The sequence below is a fragment of the Vreelandella zhuhanensis genome (genome assembly GCF_009793355.1).
In the GTDB taxonomy this organism is placed as follows: Bacteria; Pseudomonadota; Gammaproteobacteria; order Pseudomonadales; family Halomonadaceae; genus Vreelandella; species Vreelandella zhuhanensis.
This window is the reverse complement of the sequence record NZ_WTKP01000001.1, coordinates 321817-345770: the sequence shown is the minus strand read 5'-3', so window position 1 is coordinate 345770 and position 23954 is coordinate 321817. Positions and strand designations below refer to the sequence as shown.

Annotated in this window: 20 protein-coding genes; 15 read left to right on the top strand and 5 right to left on the bottom strand. The window is 59.1% G+C overall.

The genetic code is table 11. The annotated features are described in order from the left end of the window. Positions 1–61: 61 nt before the first annotated feature. Complete coding sequence (gene epmB, locus GPM19_RS01550; protein ID WP_160417115.1) at positions 62–1102, bottom strand: EF-P beta-lysylation protein EpmB; 1041 nt, start codon at positions 1100–1102, stop codon at positions 62–64. A gap of 60 nt (positions 1103–1162) precedes the next feature. Between epmB and efp the strand changes: the two genes are divergently transcribed. Both efp and epmA read left to right on the top strand, forming a co-directional pair. Then, the gene (gene efp / locus GPM19_RS01545; RefSeq protein WP_160417114.1) at positions 1163–1729 is read left to right on the top strand and encodes an elongation factor P; all 567 of its coding nucleotides are present in this window, start codon (positions 1163–1165) and stop codon (positions 1727–1729) included. Beyond that, positions 1726–2700, top strand: a complete 975-nt coding sequence (gene epmA, locus GPM19_RS01540) for an EF-P lysine aminoacylase EpmA (RefSeq protein ID WP_160417267.1) — start codon at positions 1726–1728, stop codon at positions 2698–2700. Before efp ends, epmA begins: the two co-directional genes overlap by 4 nt. 3 nt (positions 2701–2703) lie before the next feature. On the opposite strand, the gene asd is transcribed toward epmA, so the two are convergent. Genes asd through rsgA form a run of 3 tightly spaced genes read right to left on the bottom strand, consistent with a single transcriptional unit; the run spans position 2704 to position 5530 of the window. Continuing rightward, on the bottom strand, positions 2704–3633 hold the full coding sequence (gene asd, locus GPM19_RS01535; protein ID WP_371829342.1) for an archaetidylserine decarboxylase: 930 nt from the start codon (positions 3631–3633) through the stop codon (positions 2704–2706). An 8-nt stretch (positions 3634–3641) separates the two neighbouring features. Beyond that, positions 3642–4472, bottom strand: a complete 831-nt coding sequence (locus GPM19_RS01530) for a sulfurtransferase (RefSeq protein WP_160417113.1) — start codon at positions 4470–4472, stop codon at positions 3642–3644. A 23-nt stretch (positions 4473–4495) separates the two neighbouring features. Then, on the bottom strand, positions 4496–5530 hold the full coding sequence (rsgA, locus tag GPM19_RS01525) for a small ribosomal subunit biogenesis GTPase RsgA (RefSeq protein ID WP_160417112.1): 1035 nt from the start codon (positions 5528–5530) through the stop codon (positions 4496–4498). 197 nt (positions 5531–5727) lie between these two features. Here rsgA and GPM19_RS01520 point away from each other — a divergent pair, with 197 nt between their 5' ends. From GPM19_RS01520 to orn, 4 genes are all read left to right on the top strand, one after another. Further along, entirely contained in the window at positions 5728–7164 is a 1437-nt protein-coding gene (locus GPM19_RS01520; RefSeq protein ID WP_160417111.1) for an efflux transporter outer membrane subunit, read from the top strand. Further along, positions 7161–8375: an efflux RND transporter periplasmic adaptor subunit gene (locus tag GPM19_RS01515; RefSeq protein WP_160417110.1), complete on the top strand. Its 1215-nt coding sequence runs from the start codon at positions 7161–7163 to the stop codon at positions 8373–8375. Before GPM19_RS01520 ends, GPM19_RS01515 begins: the two co-directional genes overlap by 4 nt. Continuing rightward, a complete protein-coding gene (locus GPM19_RS01510) occupies positions 8368–11481 on the top strand; it encodes an efflux RND transporter permease subunit (protein WP_160417109.1) in 3114 nt (1037 codons plus the stop codon). The genes GPM19_RS01515 and GPM19_RS01510 overlap by 8 nt, the downstream gene beginning before the upstream one ends. A gap of 170 nt (positions 11482–11651) precedes the next feature. Further along, positions 11652–12233: an oligoribonuclease gene (gene orn, locus GPM19_RS01505; protein ID WP_160417108.1), complete on the top strand. Its 582-nt coding sequence runs from the start codon at positions 11652–11654 to the stop codon at positions 12231–12233. Between the two features lie 2 nt (positions 12234–12235). Here the strand turns inward: orn and queG are convergent, their stop codons facing one another. After that, a complete protein-coding gene (gene queG / locus GPM19_RS01500; protein WP_160417107.1) occupies positions 12236–13336 on the bottom strand; it encodes a tRNA epoxyqueuosine(34) reductase QueG in 1101 nt (366 codons plus the stop codon). A gap of 97 nt (positions 13337–13433) precedes the next feature. Here queG and GPM19_RS01495 point away from each other — a divergent pair, with 97 nt between their 5' ends. From GPM19_RS01495 to hflC, 9 genes are all read left to right on the top strand, one after another. Further along, on the top strand, positions 13434–14927 hold the full coding sequence (locus tag GPM19_RS01495; RefSeq protein ID WP_202114650.1) for an NAD(P)H-hydrate dehydratase: 1494 nt from the start codon (positions 13434–13436) through the stop codon (positions 14925–14927). A gap of 11 nt (positions 14928–14938) precedes the next feature. After that, positions 14939–15430 (top strand): tRNA (adenosine(37)-N6)-threonylcarbamoyltransferase complex ATPase subunit type 1 TsaE, encoded by a 492-nt coding sequence (gene tsaE, locus GPM19_RS01490; protein WP_160417105.1) that lies wholly within the window; start codon positions 14939–14941, stop codon positions 15428–15430. Between the two features lie 35 nt (positions 15431–15465). Next, positions 15466–16914 carry an N-acetylmuramoyl-L-alanine amidase gene (locus GPM19_RS01485; protein WP_160417265.1) on the top strand — a complete coding sequence of 483 codons (1449 nt, stop codon included), beginning with the start codon at positions 15466–15468 and terminating at the stop codon, positions 16912–16914. Further along, positions 16915–18879, top strand: a complete 1965-nt coding sequence (mutL, locus tag GPM19_RS01480) for a DNA mismatch repair endonuclease MutL (protein WP_160417104.1) — start codon at positions 16915–16917, stop codon at positions 18877–18879. Between the two features lie 75 nt (positions 18880–18954). Next, the gene (miaA, locus tag GPM19_RS01475) at positions 18955–19893 is read left to right on the top strand and encodes a tRNA (adenosine(37)-N6)-dimethylallyltransferase MiaA (RefSeq protein ID WP_160417103.1); all 939 of its coding nucleotides are present in this window, start codon (positions 18955–18957) and stop codon (positions 19891–19893) included. 122 nt (positions 19894–20015) lie between these two features. Then, a complete protein-coding gene (gene hfq / locus GPM19_RS01470; RefSeq protein WP_114486590.1) occupies positions 20016–20267 on the top strand; it encodes an RNA chaperone Hfq in 252 nt (83 codons plus the stop codon). A gap of 40 nt (positions 20268–20307) precedes the next feature. After that, on the top strand, positions 20308–21618 hold the full coding sequence (hflX, locus tag GPM19_RS01465) for a ribosome rescue GTPase HflX (RefSeq protein WP_160417102.1): 1311 nt from the start codon (positions 20308–20310) through the stop codon (positions 21616–21618). Between the two features lie 102 nt (positions 21619–21720). Continuing rightward, the gene (hflK, locus tag GPM19_RS01460) at positions 21721–22962 is read left to right on the top strand and encodes an FtsH protease activity modulator HflK (RefSeq protein WP_160417101.1); all 1242 of its coding nucleotides are present in this window, start codon (positions 21721–21723) and stop codon (positions 22960–22962) included. Further along, positions 22963–23859, top strand: coding sequence for a protease modulator HflC (gene hflC / locus GPM19_RS01455; RefSeq protein ID WP_160417100.1), 897 nt, complete (start codon positions 22963–22965; stop codon positions 23857–23859). Positions 23860–23954: the final 95 nt, after the last annotated feature.

The following is a 23954-nucleotide window of genomic DNA, read 5'->3' as shown; positions in this document are numbered from 1 at the left end:
TTCAAGTTTTTCTTCCGTGGACACAGGTGGCATGCCGTCATTGAATATCTGTGCTTCTATGTTAAAGCGGCGTCTTGCTCGATTCGCCGGGAATCTCGCGCACCAAGCGCGGCATCAGAAATCCCGGTAACTTGGTTCTCAGGCTCGCGACCAGTTCGCGAGCCTCGTCGTCCGGTACATCGAAATGGGCGGCGCCCGCCACCGGGTCGAGGACATGCAGATAATACGGCAGCACACCGGCATCGAACAGGCGCTCGGAAAGGCTTGCCAAGGTGTCGCTGTCATCGTTGACGCCGCGCAGTAGAACGCTCTGGTTGAGTAGCGTCACGCCTGCTTCCTTGAGTCGCTTGCAAGCCGCGACCACTGGCGTATCGATTTCCTGGGCATGGTTGATATGCAACACCATGACTTTCTGCAAGCGTGTGCCGTTCAGCCAGCCGAGCAGGGCGTCATCGATGCGCTCGGGAATCACTACCGGCAGGCGGGTATGAATGCGCAGCCGCTTGAGATGGGGAATGGCATCGAGCTCAGCGACCAGCCAGGCGAGCTGCCGGTCGTTGGCCGCCAGGGGGTCGCCGCCGGAAAGAATCGCTTCATTGATCGAGGTGTCGTTGCGCAAGTAGTCCAAGGCTTGTTGCCATTCGGCACGGGAGGGCGAATTTTCCGCATAGGGAAAATGACGACGAAAACAGTAGCGACAGTTGACCGCGCAAGCAGGGCTGGCAATCAACAACACTCGCCCCGGGTATTTGTGTATCAGCCCGCTGGCCGGACGATGTTCGGCTTCGGCAAGAGGGTCGGTGACATAGCCGGGGGTGGCAAGACTCTCGTCGCTTAGTGGCATCACCTGACGCAGCAAGGGATCAAAAGGGTCGCCCGGGCACATGCGTGCAGCAAATGCTTCCGGGACGCGAATCTCGAACAGGGCATGGCCTTGCTCGGCGCCGGGCAGCCAGTTTTGATCAAGCCCAAGGCGTCGGCACAGCTCGCGAGGGTCGCGAATGGCTCCCGCCAGCTGGCGCTGCCAGCTGGCGGGAGGCGGTGCATCACTGGCGACTACCTGAGTCTTGGTCTGCACATTGGCGGGGCTTCGGGTTATCATGCGGCGCACCAGTCATTACGGGCGAAGCTTGAACTTCGCTGAATATTTATCGAGGGCACTATGGCGAACTATTCTACCAATGAATTCAAGGGCGGTTTGAAAGTCATGCTCGACGGCGATCCTTGTTCTATCGTCGAGAACGAGCTGGTCAAGCCGGGCAAGGGCCAGGCGTTCAACCGCGTCAAACTGCGCAACCTGATGACCGGCCGCGTGGGTGAGCGTACCTTCAAATCTGGTGATTCGCTGGAAGCCGCCGATGTCATGGACCTGGAGATGGAATATCTCTACACCGACGGTGACATGTGGCATTTCATGAAAACCGATGGCTCCTTCGAGCAGTACGCCGTGGAAAAGAAAGCCTTGGGCGATACCGCCAAATGGCTCAAGGAGCAGGTGCCTTATACCATTACGCTGTGGGACGATAAGGCGATTTCCGTCACCCCGCCCAACTTCATCGAGCTGGAAGTTATCGAAACCGACCCCGGTTTGAAAGGCGATACCGCCCAGGGCGGCTCCAAACCGGCCACGCTTTCCTCGGGTGCGGTGGTGCGAGTGCCGCTGTTCATCAACCAGGGTGAAGTGTTGAAAATAGACACCCGTAGCGGCGATTACGTTTCTCGCGCCTGATGCTTGATTGGCAACCCACTGCCACGCTAGAAACGCTGCGCGCCCGCGCTCGCCTGTTGGGCGAGGTGCGGGCGTTTTTCGCTGAGCGTGATGTGTGGGAAGTGGAAACGCCGGTGCTGGGCCACGGTGGCAGCACCGATGTGCAGCTGGCCTCGCTCAAGGTTACTGCCACCACCCCCGAAGGCCCTGAACGCCTGTGGTTGCAGACCTCACCGGAATTTCACATGAAGCGGCTGTTGGCTGCCGGTAGCGGGGCGATTTTTCAGTTGGCGAAAAGCTTCCGCGATGGCGAAGTCGGGCGGCGGCACAATATCGAATTCACCATGCTGGAGTGGTACCGGCCAGGGTTTTCGCTAAACCAGCTGATCGAGGAAACCGCCGCCTTGATCGTTCGGCTGCTGCCGCAATCGCCCGGTCCCGTGAGCCATTATCGCTATCGCGACCTGTTTCGCAAATATCTGGCCGTCGACCCTTTCAGCGCCAGTGCTATGGTACTCGGGAAGCTGGCTTCTAAGCATGCCGGAACGGATATGGGCGGAGAAAGCCGCGATACCTGTCTGGATCTATTGATGAGCCTGGTCATCGAGCCCCGGCTGGGCCAGGGCGAACTCAGCGTCGTGGTGGATTATCCCGCCAGTCAGGCGGCACTGGCACGCCGCCACCAGGACCCTGAAGACGGCGCCTGGGTGGCGTCACGCTTCGAGCTGTACCTGGAAGGGCTGGAACTGGCCAACGGTTACGACGAGCTTACCGATGCCGAGGAGCAACGCACCCGCTTTGGCGAAGATAATCGCGAGCGCCGAGCGCTGGGCCTGCCCGAGGTGGATGTCGATGGTCGGTTGTTGGCGGCGCTGGAGCACGGCCTGCCCGAAGGCGCCGGGGTGGCGCTGGGTATCGACCGTGTGATTCAGCTGGCGTTAGCCAAGAAAAGCGTGGCCGAGGTCATGGCCTTTGCCACGCCTCGCTGTTAGCGGTTAATGGCTGATGGCTGATGGCTGATGGCTGATGGCTGATGGTTGATCAGAAATCGTGCCTATCGACTGGCCCATCTGCACCATGCTGTTGGGGGTAAGATCGGCAAATTCCACCGGATTGGCGAAGCAGGTCACTACCGTGGAGCCTAGCTTGAATAGCCCCATCTCCTCGCCTTTTTCCAACTGGATGGGCCGGTCGAATCGCGTGCGCTGGGGCGTGCCGGAAAGCGGGGTTACCTGGCCGGCCCAGGCGGTTTCGATCGCTGCGACGATCATCGCGCCGACGAGTACCATGGCCATGGGGCCGTGCTGGGTATCGAAAATGCACACCAGGCGTTCGTTGCGCGCAAACAGATTGGGCACGTTGGCGGCGGTGGCCTGGTTGACCGAAAAGATCCGACCGGGGACGTAGATGGTTTCGCGCAATGTCCCGGTGAGCGGCATGTGCACACGATGATAATTGCTCGGCGAGAGATACACCGTGGCGAAGCTGCCCTTGCTGAACTCTTCGGCCAGGGCGGGGTCACCGCCGAGCAGCGTCTGCGCGGAAAACCGATGGCCCTTGGCCTGCACCAGTTGCCCGTCCTCGAGCTTTCCGTATTGCGAAAGCGTGCCATCGGTGGAGCAGAGTAGCCCCGCTTCAAGCGGGCGCGCATCCGCTTTCAGCGCCCGGGTGAAGAAAGCGTTGAAGGTGGCGTAAGCGGTGGGGTCGGGCTCCAGCGCTTGGCTCATGTCGACATTGAAGCGTTTTATGAATGCCCTGATCAAGGCATTCTTGAGCCAGGGCGTGGAACAGTCGGCCAGCCGCCCAACGGCGCGGGAAATGGCGTGATGGGGCAGTGGGTACTGGATCAGGGAAAACAGCTTCCCCGGAAACGTGTTCCTTACCAGCGGATTTTTCGAATGATTGGTCGTTAAATTGTCGCGCACGATAACCCTTACTTTTCGATAGGCGTGTCGTCGCGGTTGCCCCACTCGGCCCAGGAGCCGGCATAGCCGCGAATCTTGTCAAATCCCAGGGCGCGACCTACCAGCCAGGTGAAGCTGCTGCGATGGTGACTCTGGCAATGGGTGGCAATTTCCATGTCGGGCGTCAGGCCCATGACTTCCAGTTCCGTGACCAGCTCCGCGTAGTCGCGAATGCGCAATGTGCGGTTGCGATCCATGGCGGCGACCCAGTCCATGTTCACCGCACCGGGAATGTGCCCCAGGTGCTTGTTGTTGCCCCGTTCGCCGTCATATTCGGCTGGTGAACGAGCATCCCATACCGCAAAATCCCTGTCGTTGAGCCGTGCCTTGATCTCGTCGCGGTCAATTGCGACCTGCGGATTGAGAATCTCGGCTTCATAGTCGCTCGGTGTGGGCGTGTTGGGCTGGGGTTCCAGGGGCAGGCCGGCATCGCGCCAGGCATGAATGCCACCATTGAGGTAGGAATAACGGCTATGGCCGATCAGTTCCAGCGTCCAGAGAAGTCGTGCCGCCCAGCCACCGCCTTCGTCGTCGTAGGCCACCACATGGGCGTCGCGGGTCAGGCCGAGACTGCTGAACAGGCGTGACAAGGCGTCTTCGCTCGGCACCTCGTTGGGCACTGGGCCTTCACCGCGCATCAGCTGGCGAAAGTCCAGAAATACCGCGCCGGGTACGTGGCCCTGGGCATAACTGTCAGCATTCGAAGGCACATCGATGATCAACAGCGACGGCTCGTCCAGGTGTTCTTGGAGCTGTTCGGGTTCAATGATTAGCGGCAAGACATTGGTTTCGGAACTCATCTGGCAGTCTCCTGGAAAGCGGTTCAGAGTGGGCTGGGGCCTGCCTCTAGACTATCGAGTATGCGGCGATAGCTGGCAAAGCGTTCAGGATGAATTTTGCCCGCCTCAACGGCTTCGAGCAGTGCGCAGCCCGGCTCATGCCGATGACGACAGTCGCGGAAACGACAGTAGCCCAGAAAAGGATGAAATTCGATGAAGCCTTCGGTGACTGCCTGCTCGTCCAGGTGAATCAGGCCGAACTCACGAATTCCGGGAGAGTCGATCAAGTCGCCTTCTTCGACGCCACCGCCGGTCAGCGGATAGAGCCGGGCGGTGGTGGTGGTATGGGTGCCTTTGCGTGAATCTTCGGAGAGTGCACCGATGCGCAGTTGCTCATCGGGCAGCAGAAGATCGATCAACGAGGATTTGCCCACCCCGCTCTGGCCGACGAATACCGAGGTGCGCCCTGCAAGCAACTGGCGCAATTCGTCCAGGCCGTTTTCCGTGGCGGTGGTGGTGCGCACCACTGGGTAGCCAATCTCGCGGTAACGTTCAAGCAAGCGTCCCAGTTCACCACCATCTTCGGGGAGAAGGTCGGTCTTGTTGAGTACCAGTACCGGGGGAATGCCGGTCGCTTCGGCGGCAACCAAGTAGCGGTCGATCAAATTGGCATGCGGCGCCGGTTCCACGGCAAAGACGATCAGCAGTTGGTCGACATTGGCGGCCACCGGCTTGAGCTGGCCGCGCGCGTCTGGGCGCTTCAGGGCTGTATCGCGCGGTAACTGCGCCACCACTACGCCGGAGCCGTCATTGGCGGCCCGCCAGATCACTCTGTCGCCGGTGACCAGACCGTCAAGGTTGGCGCGCAGTTGGCAGCGCACCGGGGTACCGTCGGTATCGTGAACTTCCAGGGTGCGGCCGAAATGGGCGACGACACGACCAGTCTGCTCGGCGCCGTATTCACCGGCAGCGAGCTTGTCGGTCTCTTTGACGTCGAGCTTTTCTGCCCGCTTGGCGCGTTCGGCCTGGATCTTTTCGACACGCCAGCGTTGCTGACGGCTAAGTTTGCGTTTGCTCATGATTACCCGAAGGGTCGTTACAGTAGCAGTATTGTAACCACCAATTATACCCACTGTCCTGCTGTGATCGCACTGGGCGTCAAAACGACAGCTTGTTTATTCATTAATATGCATTATGTTGCTCCATGAGCGTGCAATAGTGTGTTTCAGTGAAAAGTAACCCACCGTAAACCTCATGAATTGATGGATTAGCTACAATGCAGCACGGGATGCGCTTCGTCATGTTGGTCACCCTGTTGGTCACCGGCTGTGCTCGGCAAGGCAGTGTGGATCTGCAGGCGCCACTGCCGGAAACGGCGGCGTTACCCACAGTGCAATCCCAGCAGCTGGGTGAATGGTGTCAGGCCTACCTGCCTAGCCCATTGAAAAGCCTGACTTACCGCGCTTTAAAGAACAATCACGACCTGTCCATCGCCCGAGCCAATCTGCGTGAAGCACAAGCCTCGGCCCGTGCCGCCGGTGCTTCACGTTTGCCGAATCTCAATCTGGAAGGTAGTGCCTCTCGCAGTCGTCTGGCTTCTGTGGGCGGTGTCTCGGCTGCTCCCGGCAGGCGTATGGATAGCACCATCAGCCGTTACCGGCTGGGTGTGGCGATGCAATACGAGCTGGATTTCTGGGGTCGGGTCGCCAGCGAAGCCGAAGCGGTGGCGCTCCAGGCGGATGCCAGTTGGGATGATTTACAGGCTGCACGGGTGACCCTTTCGGCGGAAGTTGCACAGCGCTGGTTCGAGCTTGTGGCAATACGTCAAGTTATCGACCTGCTTCAAACGGAAGTAGCGGCCCGCGAGCAGATGCTGGAGCTTGTTCAGCTACGCTTCGCGCAAGGTCAGGCGCAGGGCTTGGACGTGGTGGAGCAGCGTCAGCAAACTGAAACCATTCAGGGAGAACTGGCGTTGACACAGGCGCAGGCAAAGATGGTGACCAATGAATTGCAGATCCTGCTGGGAGAGTCCCCGCTAGACACGTTCGTGCAACAGCAAGAGCGTGGCTTGCCGCCATTGACGCCGTTGCCCTTGGAGGGCATTCCCGCCAATCTGCTGCAGTTGCGTCCTGACCTTTCCGCTGCTGGAAAGCGCATGGCCGCAGCAGATCAACAAGCCGCAGCGGCGGTGGCGGAACGGCTTCCCATGGTGCAGCTGACCGCAGAAGCCTTCGCGGAATCACGCACGGTAACTGAACTCTTCGAGCAGATTTTCTGGAACTTGCTGGGGTCGGTGAATGTTGTGGTGTTCGATGGCGGACGGCTCAAGGCCCAGGCTGAAATGGCCGATGCCCAGGCCGAAGCGGCCATGGAGCAGTTTGCCCAGGCTTATCTCACCGCTCTGGCGGAGGTGGGTAACGGCTTGGTGTTGGAGCAGGGACGACGCTCTCAGCTCAACAGCCTGCGGCTCCAGGCTGAAGATGCCGACCGTGCTCTGGCGCTTTCACGTACTTACTACCTTCAAGGGGTTGTGGATTATCTTCGGGTGCTCAATGCGCAGCAGCAGCGCCTGCACGTTCAGCAATCGTTGATCGAGGCGCAGCGTGAACTCCTGTCTTCCCGCTTACAGACTTGCCGTGCCCTTGGTTACGCACACGCTGAAACTGATCTGACGGAGGAATTGGCACCCTCCGGCAAAGCGAGCGCTTTATGAACCCGCCTCAGCGCAAGCATGTCAAAGCCTGGCTTTGGCCACTAGGGATTATCCTCGCCGCTGCTGGCGTGGCGGCAGCCCTGATGCTCACGCAACAGCCGCCTCCCACAATGGAAGAGGGGCCTAGAGAGCCATTGGTGGAAACGCTCACCGTTGAGTCTGGCACCCATCAGCTCGAAATTGCGGTTCAAGGGCCGATCACCGCGGCCCGCCGTGTCGTCATCCAGCCCCAGGTGGCAGGGCGCCTGGACTGGATTCATCCTGACCTGGAACCTGGCGGGGTGGTCGAGGCGGGTGAAGCGTTGCTCAGGATAGAAGACGATGACTTTCGCTTGGCCGTACAAGAACAGCAATCTCGGGTGACCGAGGCAGACGCCCAGCTGCGTCTTGAGCTCGGGCGTGGCAAAGTGGCCGAGCGTGAGCTGGAAATGTTTCGTGGCGAATTTTCTCAAGACGCAAGCCCGGACCTGGCGTTAAGAGTGCCGCAACGTGAAACGGCACGCTCGCGGCTGGATGCCGCCCGTGTGGCGCTTGAACAGGCTCGCCTGCAGCTTTCGCGAACCGAAGTGACTGCGCCCTTCACCGGATGGGTCGAGCGCGAGCAGGCGGCGTTGGGTCAGTTGGTGAGTGCCCAGGCGGACGTCGCCACCCTGGTGGCCGCCAGCCATTTCTGGCTGCAGGTGTCGGTCGAGCGTGAGCGCTTGGCGCATATCGCTATTCCCGGTGTCACGGCGGATAGCGGGGCCGAGGTCGAAATCCATTACCCTCTCGATGAGCGCACGCTTACACGCAGGGGAAAGGTCGTGCGGTTACTGGGGGATCTCAGCCCACAAGGACGCATGGCCCGCTTGTTGATCCGCATTGATGACCCGCTAAGGCTCGAACATCCCGACGATGAACTTAGAGGTATCCCGCTATTGCTGGATTCCTTCGTTGAAGCGAGCATTATCGGGCCGCGGATGGATAATCTGATCGAGCTGCCACGCCGGGCGCTGCATGAAGGAGAGCGGGCTTACGTCGTCGAGGCGGATAACACCTTGGCGGTCCGCGATCTGGATATTGTCTGGCGCCGCCGCGAAAGCGTGCTGGTACGCTCGGGGCTAAAGGGCGGTGAAAGGGTGGTTCTCAGTCCGCTGCCTTTTGCCTTCGAAGGCATGCCGGTGAGGCTCGAAGCCCCCAAAGGCCGCGTGCAGGAGGGTGGCAATGAATGAATCCTCTACTCGGATGAGCCCCTTGGAATGGGCCGCCAGGCATCCGGTTTTTGCCAATCTGGTGATGGGACTGCTGCTGATCGGCGGACTGTTCTTTGTCTTCGATGTTCAGCAGAGCGTATTTCCCGATATCGAGCCCAACCAGGTCATCATCACCGTGCCTTACGCCGGGGCTGCTCCCGAAGAGGTAGAGCAAGGCGTGGTGCTGGCGATTGAAGAGGAGGTGCGTGGCATAGAAGGGGTCGAACGGGTTCTCTCAACTGCCGCCGAAGGCCGGGCCACCGTGGTGGCGGAGCTTTTTACCAGCGCCGATCGGGATCGGGCGCGTACCGATATTGATGCTGCCGTGGCGCGTATCGTCACCTTTCCAGCCGGTGCCGAAGACCCGGTGATTCAGGTACCCGACCCCAGGGTGCAGGTGGTATCGCTGATGGTCTCGGCGCCGCTTTCTCCCGATACCTTGCACCGCCTCGGTGAGCAGTTGCGTGAGGCACTGCTGCGCGACCCTGATATCAGCCGGGTGGAAATCGGTGGTCTGCAACCGCCGGAAATCAGCGTGGAAGTGCCTCAAGCCAACCTTCGTCGTTATAACCTGAGCCTGCCGCAGATTGCCGGTCTTATCGACCAAGCTTCCATTGATCTGCCGTCCGGCGAAATCCAGGATAGCGGAGGTGACATTTTGCTGCGCATCACCGAACAGCGTGACCGCACGCAGCAATTTGCCACCATTCCCGTGGTCAGCCTAGCCGATGGCACCCAGGTTCGATTAGGCGATATTGCCACAATTCGCGAAGACTTTAGTACCGACAAGCTTGAGGCATTTCTGGATGGACAGCCTGCCATTCGCTTGAATGTTTTCCGTGTGGGTCAGCAAACCCCCATGGACGTTTCCACGGCGGTGCATGCTGTAATAGCGCAACAACGCCAGCTGTTACCTGAGCAGGTTCAGCTGCTCAGCTGGGATGATAATTCTGAGATCTATGCCGATCGCATGGGCTTATTGGTACGTAACGGCTTGATCGGCCTGGGGTTGGTGTTGGTGCTGCTGGGCCTGTTTCTAATGCCCCGCCTGGCCTTCTGGGTCACTGTGGGCATGGCGGTGTCCTTCCTGGGCGCATTTGCCTTCATGCCCTTGCTCGATGTTTCCCTGAACATGATTTCTTTGTTCGCCTTCCTGCTTGCCTTGGGGATTGTGGTGGATGATGCCATTGTGGTGGGAGAGGCGGCCTTCAGCCATCGTAACCGCGGGCTGGGCTCGCTTGATGCAGCGATTGCCGGGGTTCACGAAATGGCCAAGCCGGTAACGTTTGCGGTAACCACCACGGTCATCGCCTTTTTACCCTTACTGTTCGTGCCCGGAACCTCGGGGGATTTCTTTCGCAATATTCCGCTGATCGTGATCCCCATCCTCTTGCTGTCCTTGTTCGAGTCGTTTTTCGTCCTGCCGGCGCATATCGGTCATAGCCGTCAAACTGCCGACAACCGGCTTTCGCGTTTACAGCAACGCTTTACTCAGGCGCTTGAACGCTTCATCGCCGAGCGCTATACACCGTTTTTGCGCCTGGCGATCCAATGGCGCTATTTGACCCTGGCCTTGGGTCTGGCTGTCTTGCTGGTAGTGGCGGCAATCGTTGCCAGTGAACGTATCAGTTTTACCTTTATGCCGGAAATCGAAGGGGATAAGGTCACCGTCAGCCTGGAATTTCCTTTTGGAACCCCCGCTGTACAAACTCGTGCCGCCATAGAGCGTCTGATGACTAGCGCACAGGAGGTGGATGAGGAGCTTGGCAATATCAGCCAAGGGATCTTTGCTCAGTTGGGTAGAAGGAGCGAAGAGAATGCGATGGATGCGGGAGAAGGGGTTGAAGGCGCTCATGTCGCCTATGTTCAGGTTTTTCTGGTGAAAGCTGGGCGTCGAGAGGTGGGCGCGGGGGATTTCGCCGAGCGTTGGCGTGAGCAATTGGGCGAATTGGCCGGGGTGCGTACCTTGCGTTTCAGTACCGATGTCGGACCCTCCAGCGGTGAGGCCATTGCTATCGAGCTTGCCCATCAGGATCGTGAGCGCCTTGAGGAGGCCGCTCGTGGCCTGGCTGCTGAATTAGAGCAGTATCGTGGGGTAATCGAGATCGATGACGATGTGGAATTGGGTAAGCGACAACTGGATTTGCGTCTGTCACCGGCAGGCTATGCACAGGGCTTGATGCCTCAGGATTTGGCTCAGGTACGGGGGGCTTTTTTCGGCGCCGAGCCGCAGCGTCAGCAACGTGGGCGCCATGAACTGCGTATTTTCGTGCGTCTGCCCGAGGAGGATCGTGGCACACGTCATAGCATGGAGACGCTACTTATCCAGCTTGCCGACGGCGGGGAGATGCCGCTGGAACAGGCGGCCATCATCGAACAAAGCCGGTCACCACGCAGCATTACCCGTACTGATGGGCGCCGAACCTTGACCGTCACTGCCGATGTGCAAGCCGGTGTCATTACCCCCAATGAAGTGATTGCCGATCTGGAGGCCCAAGTGCTGCCGGGATTGCTAAATAAGCTGCCGGGGCTCGATTATCGCCTGGCCGGTGAGTTGCGCGATCAGCAGGATGCTTTGCAGGCTCTGGGCCGGGGTATGCTGCTGGCGCTACTGGCCATGTACGCACTGATGGCGATAGCGTTTCGCAGCTACGTGGAGCCGCTGCTGGTCATGTTTGCCATACCCTTCGGCGTGGTCGGCGCGGTTATTGGCCATCTCCTGATGGGCTATAACCTCAGCCTGATAAGTTTGATGGGTCTGGTGGCTCTGGCCGGGGTCGTGGTTAACGGCACGCTGGTGTATATCCTGGCCGTCGACAACCTGCGCCAGGAGGGGCGAGGCGTCGGCGATGCCATCGTGGCAGGCGGTGCCCGCCGTTTTCGACCCATCCTGATTACGTCGCTCACCACCTTCTTCGGTCTGGCGCCGATGATTTTCGAAACATCCTTACAGGCACGCTTCTTGATTCCCATGGCCATCAGCCTGGGATTTGGCGTGCTTTTTGTGACCTTGATCGTGCTAGTGCTGGTGCCGGCGGTTTATCGCATCATTGAAGATGCTCGCCAATTGCGTAAGGCGGATTGAATTGCCTGGATTGGGATGGTGTCTGGACAGGCGGTTGGCTAATGCATTTCACTGTTATAATGACGAGAATATTCAGATTGACGAAATCGGGCCTGAAACGTCCTACCAGGCCATTTTTTCACAAGCCATCTTTTCAAGACACTTTTTTCAAGAACCGGGAACACTGACCAATGACGGATAATCCCCAGCCGCGCAAGGATGTACTCATATGGATCGATCTGGAAATGACCGGTCTGGATCCCAATCGCGAGCGTATCATTGAAATAGCCACGCTGATTACCGACAACGACTTGAATATCATCGCTGAAGGCCCAGTGCTGGCGGTCAAACAGCCGGATAGCCTGCTTGAAGGCATGGATAACTGGAATCAGAAAACCCACGGTGAGTCAGGGTTGGTGACGCGAATCAAGGAAAGTACGGTGGATACCGCTGAAGCTGAGCGTCGTACCCTGGCATTTCTTAAAACCTATGCGGTGGCAGGGGTGTCTCCCATGTGTGGCAACAGTGTCCACCAGGATCGGCGTTTCATGGAACGGGAAATGCCCGAGCTCCTGGAATTCTTCCATTACCGCAATCTGGACGTCTCCACTCTCAAGGAGCTTGCCAAACGCTGGAACCCTGGGGCCATCGCCGGCTTCAAAAAGCGCAATGTGCACTTGGCGATGGAAGATATCAAGGAGTCAGTCGAGGAACTGGCGCACTATCGCGAGACCTTCTTGCGTGTGGATAGCATTCGCGACGAAGAGGAGTAACCCTAGCGATGGGCGATCAGCGCCGGGCGTTTGGCGCCTTGTTCTACCAGCGCCCAGGCGACGTGCTCACGCACCAGGGCGCTGGGGTAGCTGCGGCGAGCGATCAGTGCCGCTTCAATAGCCGTACTCCAGGGGGCGTTGCCCAGGCCAATAGCCACATTTCGCAGCCAACGCTCATAACCGATACGCCGAATGGCGCTGCCGGCGGTCTTGGCGAGAAATTCTTCTTCGCTCCAGGCGAACAGGCTCAGAAGCTCGGCGCGATCCAGGTCATGGCGGGGGGCGAAGTCGGCTTCCTGGCTGGCGCGGGTGAAACGGGTGAAGGGACATACCAGTTGGCAATCGTCGCAGCCATAAATCCGGTTGCCCATGGCGCGCCGGTAACGCTCGGGAATCGCACCGTGCAGCTCAATGGTGAGGTAGGAAATGCAGCGCCGCGAGTCGACCACTTTATCATCGACGATGGCACCGGTAGGGCAAGCGGTTCGACAAGCGTTGCAGCTACCGCAGTGGTCTCTTTCGAAGGGGGCGTCCACGGGCAGCGGCAGGTCGGTATACAATTCGCCAAGGAAAAACAGCGAGCCTGCCTGGGGGTTGAGCAACATGGCGTTCTTGCCGAACCAGCCAAGGCCGGCTTTCTGCCCCAGGGCGCGCTCCATGACCGGAGCGGAGTCGACAAAGGCGCGGTAACCGATGCGCCCGACTTCGGCCTCGATCTGCTGGGCCAGCCGCGCCAGGCGCTTGCGCATCAGCTTATGGTAGTCACGCCCCAGGGCGTAACGTGATACATAGGCACGCTGGGGTTGGCTCAGCACCCGGGTGGTTTCCACCTCGGGGGGCAGATAATCCATACGCGCACTGATCACGCGCCTTGTGCCGGGTTCGAGTTCTTCGGGGCGGGTGCGCTTGGTGCCGTGCTTGGCCATGAAGCTCATGTCGCCGTGATGGCCGGCATCCAGCCAGTGTTGCAGGTGGGCTTCATGCGCCTGCAAGTCGATATCGGTAATACCCACTTGCTGGAAACCCAGCTCGCGGCCCCAGGTCTTGATCAGTGCCGCCAGACGGTCGAGTTCGGCAGCGGATATACAGCCAGTGGAAGGCATGCTACATCACCTAGATGAAATCAGCCGCGCTATGCTAATGCATCGGGCGCCAAGAAAACACGGATGAGGAGATATCGTGACTAGCTTAAGCACTTCAATGCTTCGCCCACTCTATCGCGCGGCCCAGGTCGGTGAGCTCGACCGACGCACGATTGCCGGCGGTATAGAGGGATTCGCGCTGATGCAGCGCGCCGCCTCCAGTGCCTGGCACAGCTTTCGCGGGCGTTGGCCCCAGGTGCGCGCCGTCAGTGTTTTATGCGGCGGGGGCAACAACGGAGGCGATGGTCATGTGCTGGCGGCGCTGGCGGCTCAGGCGGGCTTGAAGGTGCAAAGAGTAGTGCTCAAGGAAATAAGCGAGCTGCAGGGCGACGCAGGGCGTGCGGCGCAACTGGCTACCTCGGCGGGCGTGGGCTGTGTGGCCTGGCATCCCGAACTTGAACTGACCGGCGAAGTGGTGGTGGACGCCTTGTTGGGCACCGGGCTCGACGGTGAGGTTAAAGGTGATTTTCGGCGTGCCATCGAGGCGATCAATCGGAGTGGCTTACCGGTGCTGGCCATCGACATTCCCTCGGGGTTGGCCGCGGATACCGGCGCGGTACTCGGCGTGGCGGTACAGGCCAGCCGTACGGTGACATTTATCGGCGACAAGCTGGGGCTGCACACCGGAGCGGCGCCGGGCTATACCGGTGAGGTGGATTTTCGTCCGTTGGGCGTCAAGGCCTTGGCGTTTTTCGATATTCCTCCTGCCGCCTGGTTGTTGGACGAAGCCATCCTTGCCGAGAGCTTTCCGCCTCGACAGCGCACCGTGCACAAGGGCGACATGGGGCATGTGTTGGTAATGGGTGGCGCACCGGGCCTGGGCGGTGCTGGAATACTCGCTTCCCAGACCGCCGCGCGTTTGGGCGCGGGCAAGATAAGCCTGGCAACGGCGCCGGAACATGTCGTGGCGAGCCTGGTACGTTGCCCGGAAGTCATGGCGCATGGAGTGCGCGGCGTGGCGGATCTGGGCGAATTGCCCGCTCAGGCGGATGTGCGGGTGGTTGGCCCTGGCCTGGGCAAGGGTGCCTGGGGACAGGCGATGTTACAGAGCGCTTTGCAGGAAGTGAGCGACTCGCCACGCATTGTGCCCTTGGTCATCGATGCCGATGGGCTCAATCTGTTGGCCACCCACTGGCCGGCGTTGCGCCGCGATGACTGGATATTGACCCCGCACCCGGGGGAGGCCGCTCGGCTGCTGGGTATTTCCGCAGGCGAGGTGCAGGCAGACCGGCCGGCGGCGGCGTTGGCTTTGCAGCGTAAGCGCGGCGGCGTGGTGATTCTCAAGGGGGCGGGGAGCCTGGTTGCCGGGCCAAGCGGCCTGATGGTTTGTCCCTACGGTAACCCGGGCATGGCCAGCGGCGGCATGGGCGATGCGCTGAGTGGCATACTCGGTGCTCTACTCGCCCAGCAATTGGGCCTTGAACGAAGTGCCTGGCTGGGCACTCTGATTCATGCGCTGGCCGCTGATTGTGCTGTTGCCGAAAAGGGTGAACGTGGTTTGCTGGCCGGTGATCTGGCATCCTATGCGCGAGAATTGGTCAACCCAGGTTGAAGGCGGTCACCATGCAGGTGCAATTGAATGACGAAGACGCTCAAGTGGCGTTTGGCGAAGCGTTGGGGAAGGTGTTGCAAGGCCGGGGGCGCGTTTACCTGGAAGGCGACTTGGGCGCGGGCAAGACGACGCTGACGCGCGGTATCCTGCGTGCCTATGGCCACCTGGGGGCGGTGAAAAGTCCCACCTATACCTTGGTGGAGCCCTACGAAATCAATGGGCGCCAGCTGTACCATCTGGACCTGTATCGCCTGGGAGACCCTGAAGAGCTTGAGTTCATTGGCGGGCGCGATCTCCTGGATGCAGATAGCTTATGCATTGTCGAATGGCCGAGCCGCGGCGAAGGGTGGTTGCCACCAGCAGATGTACAGGCATCGTTGATAGTGCAGGACGGCGGTCGTCATATCACCCTGCAAGGCGTAAGCGCTTGGGGAAAAGACGTCCTGATGCGCCTTGAACAACCGATCTCTCAACTCCAGCAAAAGAGCGATACAGATCAATGACGGTGAAGTTCAACGCTTTTGCTCGCCGTGGTGCGATGGGATGTCTTGTCTCCTTGACGTTGGCAATGCTGGCCATGATCCCGCAAGCCAGGGCGGCTGATGTGGAAAGCATGCGCCTGTGGGCTGCGCCGGATCATGCGCGCCTGGTGTTCGATCTTTCCAAGGCGGCCACGGCTAATGTGTTCACTCTGGACAATCCAGCGCGTCTGGTGATTGATCTGGACGATAGTCGCATGGCAGCTGATGCGAGTACCTTGCCATTGGAAGGCAGCGCGATTTCCGCCGTTCGCACCGGCGTACGTAACGGTGACGGGCTACGCGTGGTGCTGGAACTGAGCCGACACATCGAGCCTCGCCATTTTACCCTGGCGCCCAATGAACAGTATGGGCATCGCCTGGTAGTGGACCTGGAATATCCCGGCGAAAGTGCAGTAGAAAACCCCATCGACCCCATTGAGGCGATGATCCGCGACCAGGAAACCCAGGCCCAGCGCGCCCTTGCCCGTGCTCGGGTAAGTGGCGATGAAGCCGCTTCCGGGTCGGTACAGCGCCCGGCCCCGCAAGAAGTCCAGCCGGCGCGTTCGCACCCCAGACGCGATATCATCATCGCCATCGACGCCGGGCATGGTGGTGAAGATCCTGGCGCTATCGGGCCGAGTGGCACCCGTGAAAAAGACGTGGTACTGGAGATAAGTCGCGAGCTGGCCAATACCGTCAATGCCACCGATGGTTTTCGCGGGGTGCTGATTCGCGATGGCGATTACTACCTCGGGTTGCGCCAACGCACTGAGCTTGCCCGAGAACAGAAGGCTGATTTCTTCATTTCCATTCATGCCGATGCCTTCACCAGCCCGAGGCCTCAGGGCAGTTCGGTATATGCGCTTTCCCAGCGAGGAGCGACGTCTGAAGCCGCCCAGTGGCTGGCGGATAGCGAAAACCGTTCCGACTTGATCGGCGGAGTGGACGGCAATCTTTCCTTGCGGGACAAGGATCAGGTGCTGCGCGGTGTGTTGCTGGACTTGACCATGACGGCTACCCTCAACGACTCTCTGTCGATTGGCGGTCAAGTGCTGGATCAGCTCGGCCGGGTCAATCGTCTGCACAAGTCTCGAGTCGAACAGGCCGGGTTCATGGTATTGAAATCCCCGGATATTCCTTCGCTGTTGGTCGAAGTCGGGTTTATTTCCAATCCGGATGAAGAGCGGCGCTTGCGTGATAAATCACATCAGAAAAGTCTGGCGCTTTCCATGTTCAGCGGCTTGCATGAGCATTTCCAGCGCAATCCACCGCCGGCGAGTTTGCTGGCCTGGCAGCGCAATCGTAGCCGGAGTCCGAGTGGTGATGAATACCGCATTCAAACCGGCGATACCTTGTCTGCGATTGCGGTGCGTCACGGCGTCCCTGTCAACCGCCTGAAACAAGCCAATGAGCTCAATGGCGACGTGATACGTGTCGGCCAGGTGCTGCAAATTCCGAGTTCCTGAATGTCGTTATCGAGAATCCCTTTCGAGGTGCCTGTGTCCACCGTTTCCACACCGCGTATCCATGTGCTCGATCCTCGCCTGGCCAATCAGATTGCTGCGGGCGAAGTGGTCGAACGCCCGGCGTCGGTCACCAAGGAGTTGATCGAAAACGCTATCGATGCCGGTAGTCGCCGTATCGAAGTGGATATTGATACGGGAGGAGCGCGTTTGATTCGGGTGCGCGACGATGGGCGGGGGATTGCCGAAGACGACCTGCCCCTGGCCCTGGCTCGTCATGCCACCAGCAAGATACGTAGCTTGGAAGACTTGGAAGGGGTGCACTCGCTGGGCTTTCGCGGTGAGGCACTGGCCTCGATCAGTTCGGTGTCGCGCCTCGAACTGGTTTCCAATGCCCAGGATGACCCCACTCAAGGATGGCGCGTGGTGGCCGAAGGACGCGCCATGGAGTCCCGGGTGTCACCGGCGCCGCACCCACGCGGCACCACCGTGAGCGTCCGGGATCTGTTTTTCAATACGCCGGCCCGGCGTAAGTTCATGCGCACGGAAAAGACCGAGTTCGGGCATGTCGAAGAGGCCTTTCGGCGTCAGGCTCTGTCGCGTTATGACATCGCTTGGGTATTGCGACACAACCAGAAGGTGGTGCATCAATTACCCCCAGGTGACACGGCGACGGCACGTGAACGTCGCATAGCGGCACTACTTGGCAAGAACTTCATCGAGCATGCGCGTTATATCGAGCGCGAGGTCGGCGCATTGCGCCTGAGCGGTTGGGTGGGCTTGCCGACCCATTCCCGAGCTCAGGCCGACCAGCAATATTTTTTCGTCAATGGTCGGGTGGTTCGGGACCGCCTGGTGGCGCATGCCGTGCGTCAGGCATATCGCGATGTGATGTTTCATGGGCGCCAACCGGTATTCGTGCTCTATCTGGACCTTGATCCGGATGTGGTGGATGTCAATGTGCATCCGACCAAGCATGAAGTGCGTTTTCGTGATGGGCGTATGGTGCATGACTTTCTTTTTTCCAGTCTGCATCACTCCCTTGCTCAATCGCAGCCGCAGGAACAGTCAGGTTCTACCGCATCGGCTGTCGCTGAAGGGGAAGCCAGCGACCCTGTGCATGAAATCGGGGGGGGTGCGGCTAGGCATAATATGCCGGACTGGCAGCAGCAGGGCATGGCATTACCTCAGGATGTTCAGCGAGAGGCGCGTCATCCGGGCGCCGAGCGCGTCCGGCGCTTTATGCAAGGCTATAGCGCTTTGCACCCTGAGCACGAAGAAACATTACTCACGCCTCGAACGACTGCGCCGGTTGCAGCGGATCATCATCAGGTACGTGAAACGCCGTTATCCCGGGGGACGATGGAGACTGAGGCCGGTGGTTCGCCACCGTTGGGTTTTGCCTTGGGGCAGTTGCATGGCATTTATATCCTGGCCCAGAACGCCCAAGGCCTGGTGCTGGTAGATATGCATGCAGCACACGAGCGGATCGTTTACGAACGGATGAAAAATCAGGTTCAGATGCAGCGCCTGGACGCCCAGCCGCTACTGGTGCCGGTGTCAATGGCGGCCAGCCGTACTCAGGTGGCCACGGCGGAAAACGAGCGTGAAGCAATCTCGCGCTTGGGTGTGGAACTCGATGTGGCCGGGCCGGAAACCTTGTTGATACGGCAAATGCCGGCGCTGCTGGCGGGAGCCGACCCGGAGCCTCTGGTACGTGACATGCTCGCCGACCTGGAACGTTATGGGCGCTCCAATCAGGTGCAAGCGCATATCAATGAACTCTTATCGACCATGGCGTGCCATGGCAGCGTGCGGGCTAATCGGCGCCTGACCCTGGATGAAATGAATGCGCTGCTGCGTGACATGGAGCGTACCGAGCGGAGCGATCAATGCAACCACGGTCGCCCCACCTGGACACAAATGAACCTCAAAGCATTGGATAGCCTATTTCTGCGTGGCCAATGAAGGCTTTGGGTAGTCATTAGTCATCTTGTACGGATGTCATCTATACGTTTTTCTTCATTTTCAAAAGGAGCCTGCATGGCCGATACCCGACCCTGGGCTGTTTTTTTGATGGGCCCAACCGCCGCCGGTAAAACCGATGCGGCCATTGCGCTTCACGAGCGCCTGGGGGCGGAGCTGATCAGCGTTGATTCGGCTATGGTTTATCGTGGCATGGATATCGGCAGCGCCAAGCCTTCCGCCGAGGAGTTGGCGCGAGCGCCGCATCGGTTAATCGATATTCGTGACCCTGCAGAACCGTATTCCACCGCCGATTTTCGCGAGGATGCGTTGCACGAAATGCGACAAATCAGCGCAGCGGGAAAGCTGCCGCTGCTTGTCGGCGGCACCATGCTTTACTTCAAGCGCCTGGTCGAGGGCGTGGCGAATCTTCCCGCAGCCGACCCAGCCACGCGGGCGCGCCTGGAAGCTCAGGTTGCCACGCAAGGGTTGGCGGGTCTGCATGCTGAGTTGGTCCGGGTCGATCCGCTGTCGGCACGGCGTATTCATCCCAACGACCCTCAGCGGTTGATGCGCGCGCTGGAGGTCTATCATCTCAGCGGCACGCCGATGAGTGAGCTATGGGCGCAGCAACAGCCGGAAACCTTTCCTTGGCGGGTGTTGTCCATAGGACTCGCGCCCAGTGACCGCAGTGTACTGCATCGGCGTATCGAGGCGCGTTTCACTAGCATGTTGGCCCAAGGCTTGATCGATGAAGTGGCTGGTCTGAGACAGCGTGTGGATCTGCACCTGGAGTTGCCGGCGATGAAAAGTGTCGGCTATCGTCAAGTGTGGGAGTATCTGGACGGTGACTTGGATAAGGCCGCCTTGGTCGAGCGTGGTGTCATTGCCACCCGACAATTGGCCAAACGTCAATTGACCTGGCTGCGTAGTTGGCCACAATTGCACTGGATTGATGCACAGCGCCCCGATGCACTGGATGATGTGCTGAAAATCGTGCGTGAATGCGGGGCTTAGCGTAAGATAGTGGATTCGAGCGGCCGGACTATCAGGCCTTTCGGGTAACCAGATTCCGGCGTAGCACCAGCTGGGCACGCCACCCTCATAAACAACCCCAACGACAGTTTAGGGAGAGCAAAATGTCCAAAGGGCAGTCCCTCCAAGACCCGTACTTGAACATTCTGCGCAAGGAGCGCATTCCGGTGTCTATTTTCCTGGTCAATGGCATCAAGCTGCAGGGACAGATCGAATCATTCGATCAGTTCGTCATTCTGCTGCGTAATACCGTCAGCCAGATGGTCTATAAACATGCGATTTCCACCGTGGTGCCCTCGCGCAATGTACGCTTGCCCGTACAAGATCCAGCCGCTCCAGCGGATGAAGAGGTGTAACACTGCCACCATGGATGTATCACAGCCCGTGAGGTATTGATTGTTTTTTGAACGCCCCGACGCCGGTGAAACGGCGGTACTTGTTCATGTGGACTTCCATGATGAACAGGCACGTGAAGATCCTGGCGAATTTCTCGAGCTGGTCCGTTCAGCAGGAGCTGAACCTGCCACCTTGCTCACCGCCAGCCGTCAGCGCCCCGACTCACGTACTTTCGTGGGTTCGGGAAAACTGGAGGAATTGCGTGAAACGCTAGCCGCTCACCAAGCGGAGCTGGTGATTTTCAACCATAGCTTGAAGCCTTCTCAAGAACGTAACCTTGAGCGCGAGCTGAAGTGTCGTGTGTTGGATCGCACCGGCTTGATTCTGGATATTTTCGCCCAACGGGCGAGAACCCATGAAGGTAAGCTGCAAGTCGAACTTGCCCAACTGGAATATCTTTCCACACGCCTGATTCGTGGCTGGACCCACCTGGAACGCCAAAAAGGCGGTATTGGTCTGCGTGGGCCGGGTGAAACCCAGTTGGAAACCGATCGTCGCTTGCTGCGCGAACGCATCAAGGCGATTCACAAGCGGCTAAGCAAGGTACGTAGCCAACGTGACCAGAACCGTCGTGCCCGTTCGCGTGCCGAAGTGCCCAGTGTGTCACTGGTGGGCTACACCAACGCCGGAAAATCCACGCTGTTCAATGCGTTGACTCAATCCGATGTCTATGCCGCCGACCAGTTGTTCGCCACCCTCGACCCCACTCTAAGGCGTCTTGACATCGAGGATGTGGGTACTGTGGTTTTGGCGGATACGGTGGGTTTCATCCGCCATTTGCCGCACAAGCTGGTGGAAGCTTTTCAGGCCACTTTGCAAGAGGCGACCGAAGCGACATTGTTGGTCCACGTGATCGATGCGGCAGACCCTGATCGTGACCTCAACGTTGAGCAGGTCAATCTGGTGTTGAATGAAATCGGTGCTCGAGATGTACCGATGCTCAAGGTCATGAACAAGATCGATGCTCTCGGTAGCGCGCCGCGTATTGAACGCGATGGCGAGGGCATGCCGGAAGTCGTCTGGCTCTCGGCGCGTGAAGGGCAGGGACTCGAGCTGTTGCACCAGGCGTTATCAGAACGTCTGGCCAATGACGTGCTTGAATTCCCTGTCGTGCTCGGCCCGGAACAGGGCAAGCTGCGAGCCGGTTTACATGAGCTGGGCGCGGTCCGAGAAGAGTATTTTGACGAACAAGGCCAGTCGGTACTTGAGGTACGTTTGCCGCGGCGCGATCTCAATCAGCTGATGGCTCAGCTGGGAGAGCGTGCCGATACGTATCTGCCCAAAGCGTTGCGTGAGCCGACTGAGTGGTAGTGTGGCAATATTAAGATTCAAACAGCGATAACGCTTGAGCCGATGCCGACAGGCTTTATCTGTCGGCAAAGGTAGCAGCGAAAATTTTAGTGGAGACGACGTATGGCCTGGAACGAGCCTGGTGGTGGCAACCAGCACGACCCTTGGAGTGGTGGTGGCCGACGCGGTAGCGGTGGCAATAACAATGGCGGTGGCGGAAACGACGGTAACCGTGGGGGTAGCAATCAGGGGCCCCCGGATCTGGATGAAGCACTGAAAAAATTCCAGAACAAGCTCAATAGCCTGCTGGGTGGCAGTGGCAAGAAAGGCGGTGGCGGCAAGAAAGGTGGCGGTGGTGATAAGCCGCGCAACATCTTTGCCTTGCCTGGCCTGCTGTTGATCATTGCGTTGGCGATCTGGGCGGCCATGGGATTTTACCTGGTGGATCAGTCCGAGCGTGGTGTCGTGCTGCGTTTCGGTGAATTCCAGGAAGTGGTTACACCGGGTCTGCAATGGAACCCCCCGTTGATTGATGATGTACGTATGGTCAATGTGACGCGGGTACGTTCCTTGACCCAGACTCAATCGATGCTGACCCAGGACGAAAATATCGTCTCCGTCGAGATTTCGGCACAGTATCAGGTGGCCGATCCGCGTGACTACGTGCTCAATGTACGTAATCCGCAGCTTTCCATCGAGAACGCTCTGGATTCGGCCTTGCGTCATGTGGTCGGTGGCACTGACATGATCGAGATCCTGACTTCCGGGCGTGAAATCCTGGGTAGTTCGGTGCGCAGCCGCTTACAGTCTTACCTCGATAGTTATGGGACGGGCATGTTGCTGCAAACGATCAACGTGGAGTCCACCTCGCCTCCTACAGCGGTCCAAGATGCTTTCGATGACGTCATCCGCGCCCGTGAAGATCGTCAGCGCATCATCAACGAAGCCATGGCGTATGCCAATTCGGTGATCCCCGCCGCCCAGGGTCAGGCCCAGCGCTTTATCGAGCAGGGCCAAGGGTATCGTGAATCGGTGGTGGCCGAAGCTCAGGGTCAGTCGAATCGCTTCAATGCGCTGTTGAACCAGTATCAGGATTCTCCGGATATCATGCGCGAACGTCTCTATCTCGAGACCATGTCCACCATCTATGGCGACACGCCGAAGGTGTTGCTGGATGTGAGCGAAAATGCGCCGTTGATGTACCTGCCGTTGGATCAGATGCGGGGGGCAGGCGCCGTCACTCGTGGCAGCAGTAATGATGAAAACGAGAGTGAAGAGCTCGATCCTCGGGTGCTGGAACGCATGCGCAGTGCTCAGTCCTCTACTAACTCCAGTAATAGCAACACCCGCAGGGAGGGCCGGTAAATGATCAATAATCGTTCCCTGCTCGTCGTGGGCGGCTTGGCCGCCGTTGCCTGGCTTGCCAGCAACACCTTGTATGTGGTCGATGAAACCGAACTTGCTGTCAAGCTGCGTTTTGGTGAGATCATCGAAGAGAATATTCAACCGGGCTTGCACGCCAAGATCCCGATCACCCAGACGATCCGCAAGTTCGATATCCGGGTATTGACCCTGGATACCGATCCGAGCCGCTATCTGACCCTTGAGCAGAAAGCCGTGATCGTAGACTCCTATGTCCAGTGGCAAGTGGTCAATCCCACCCGCTACTACGAGGCAACCGCAGGCGACGAGATGATGGCTATCCGTCTGATCCAGCCGCGGGTCGACGAGAGTCTGCGCAACGAGTTCGGTCGTTTGAACCTGCAGCAGATCATCTCCGAGAAGCGTGATGATCTCATGCTCGGCCCGACCAAAGAACTCGACCGCCTGCTGCGCGATGAGCTGGGCGTGACGGTAGTGGACATTCGCGTCAAGCGTATTGACCTGCCCGAGGACGTGTCTTCGGCGGTGTATTCGCGTATGCGTTCAGAGCGTGAGCGCCAGGCGCGTGAATGGCGTGCCCAGGGCCAGGAAGAGTCCGAACGTATCCGCGCCAATGCCGACCGCCGTCGCCAGGTATTGCTGGCCCAGGCCCAGGCGCGTTCCGAAACGCTGCGTGGTGAGGGTGATGCCGAGGCAGCGGGTATCTTCTCTGAGGCTTATGGCCAGGATCAGGAGTTCTTCAGCTTCTGGCGCAGCCTCGACGCCTATCGTCAGAGCTTCGAGGGTGGGGGCAACATGCTGGTGGTGGATCCCTCCAGTGCCTTCTTCCAGTATTTCAGAAGCCCGACGTCTTCCGCAGCGGATGACGCTGAGGAGTGAGCTCAAGGCGGGCGTTATCGCCCGCCAGTCGGGGTTTATCCCTGGCATAAACATGGTAGACTTTACTGACCGGGCGTTGCCCGGTTTTTTTGTGG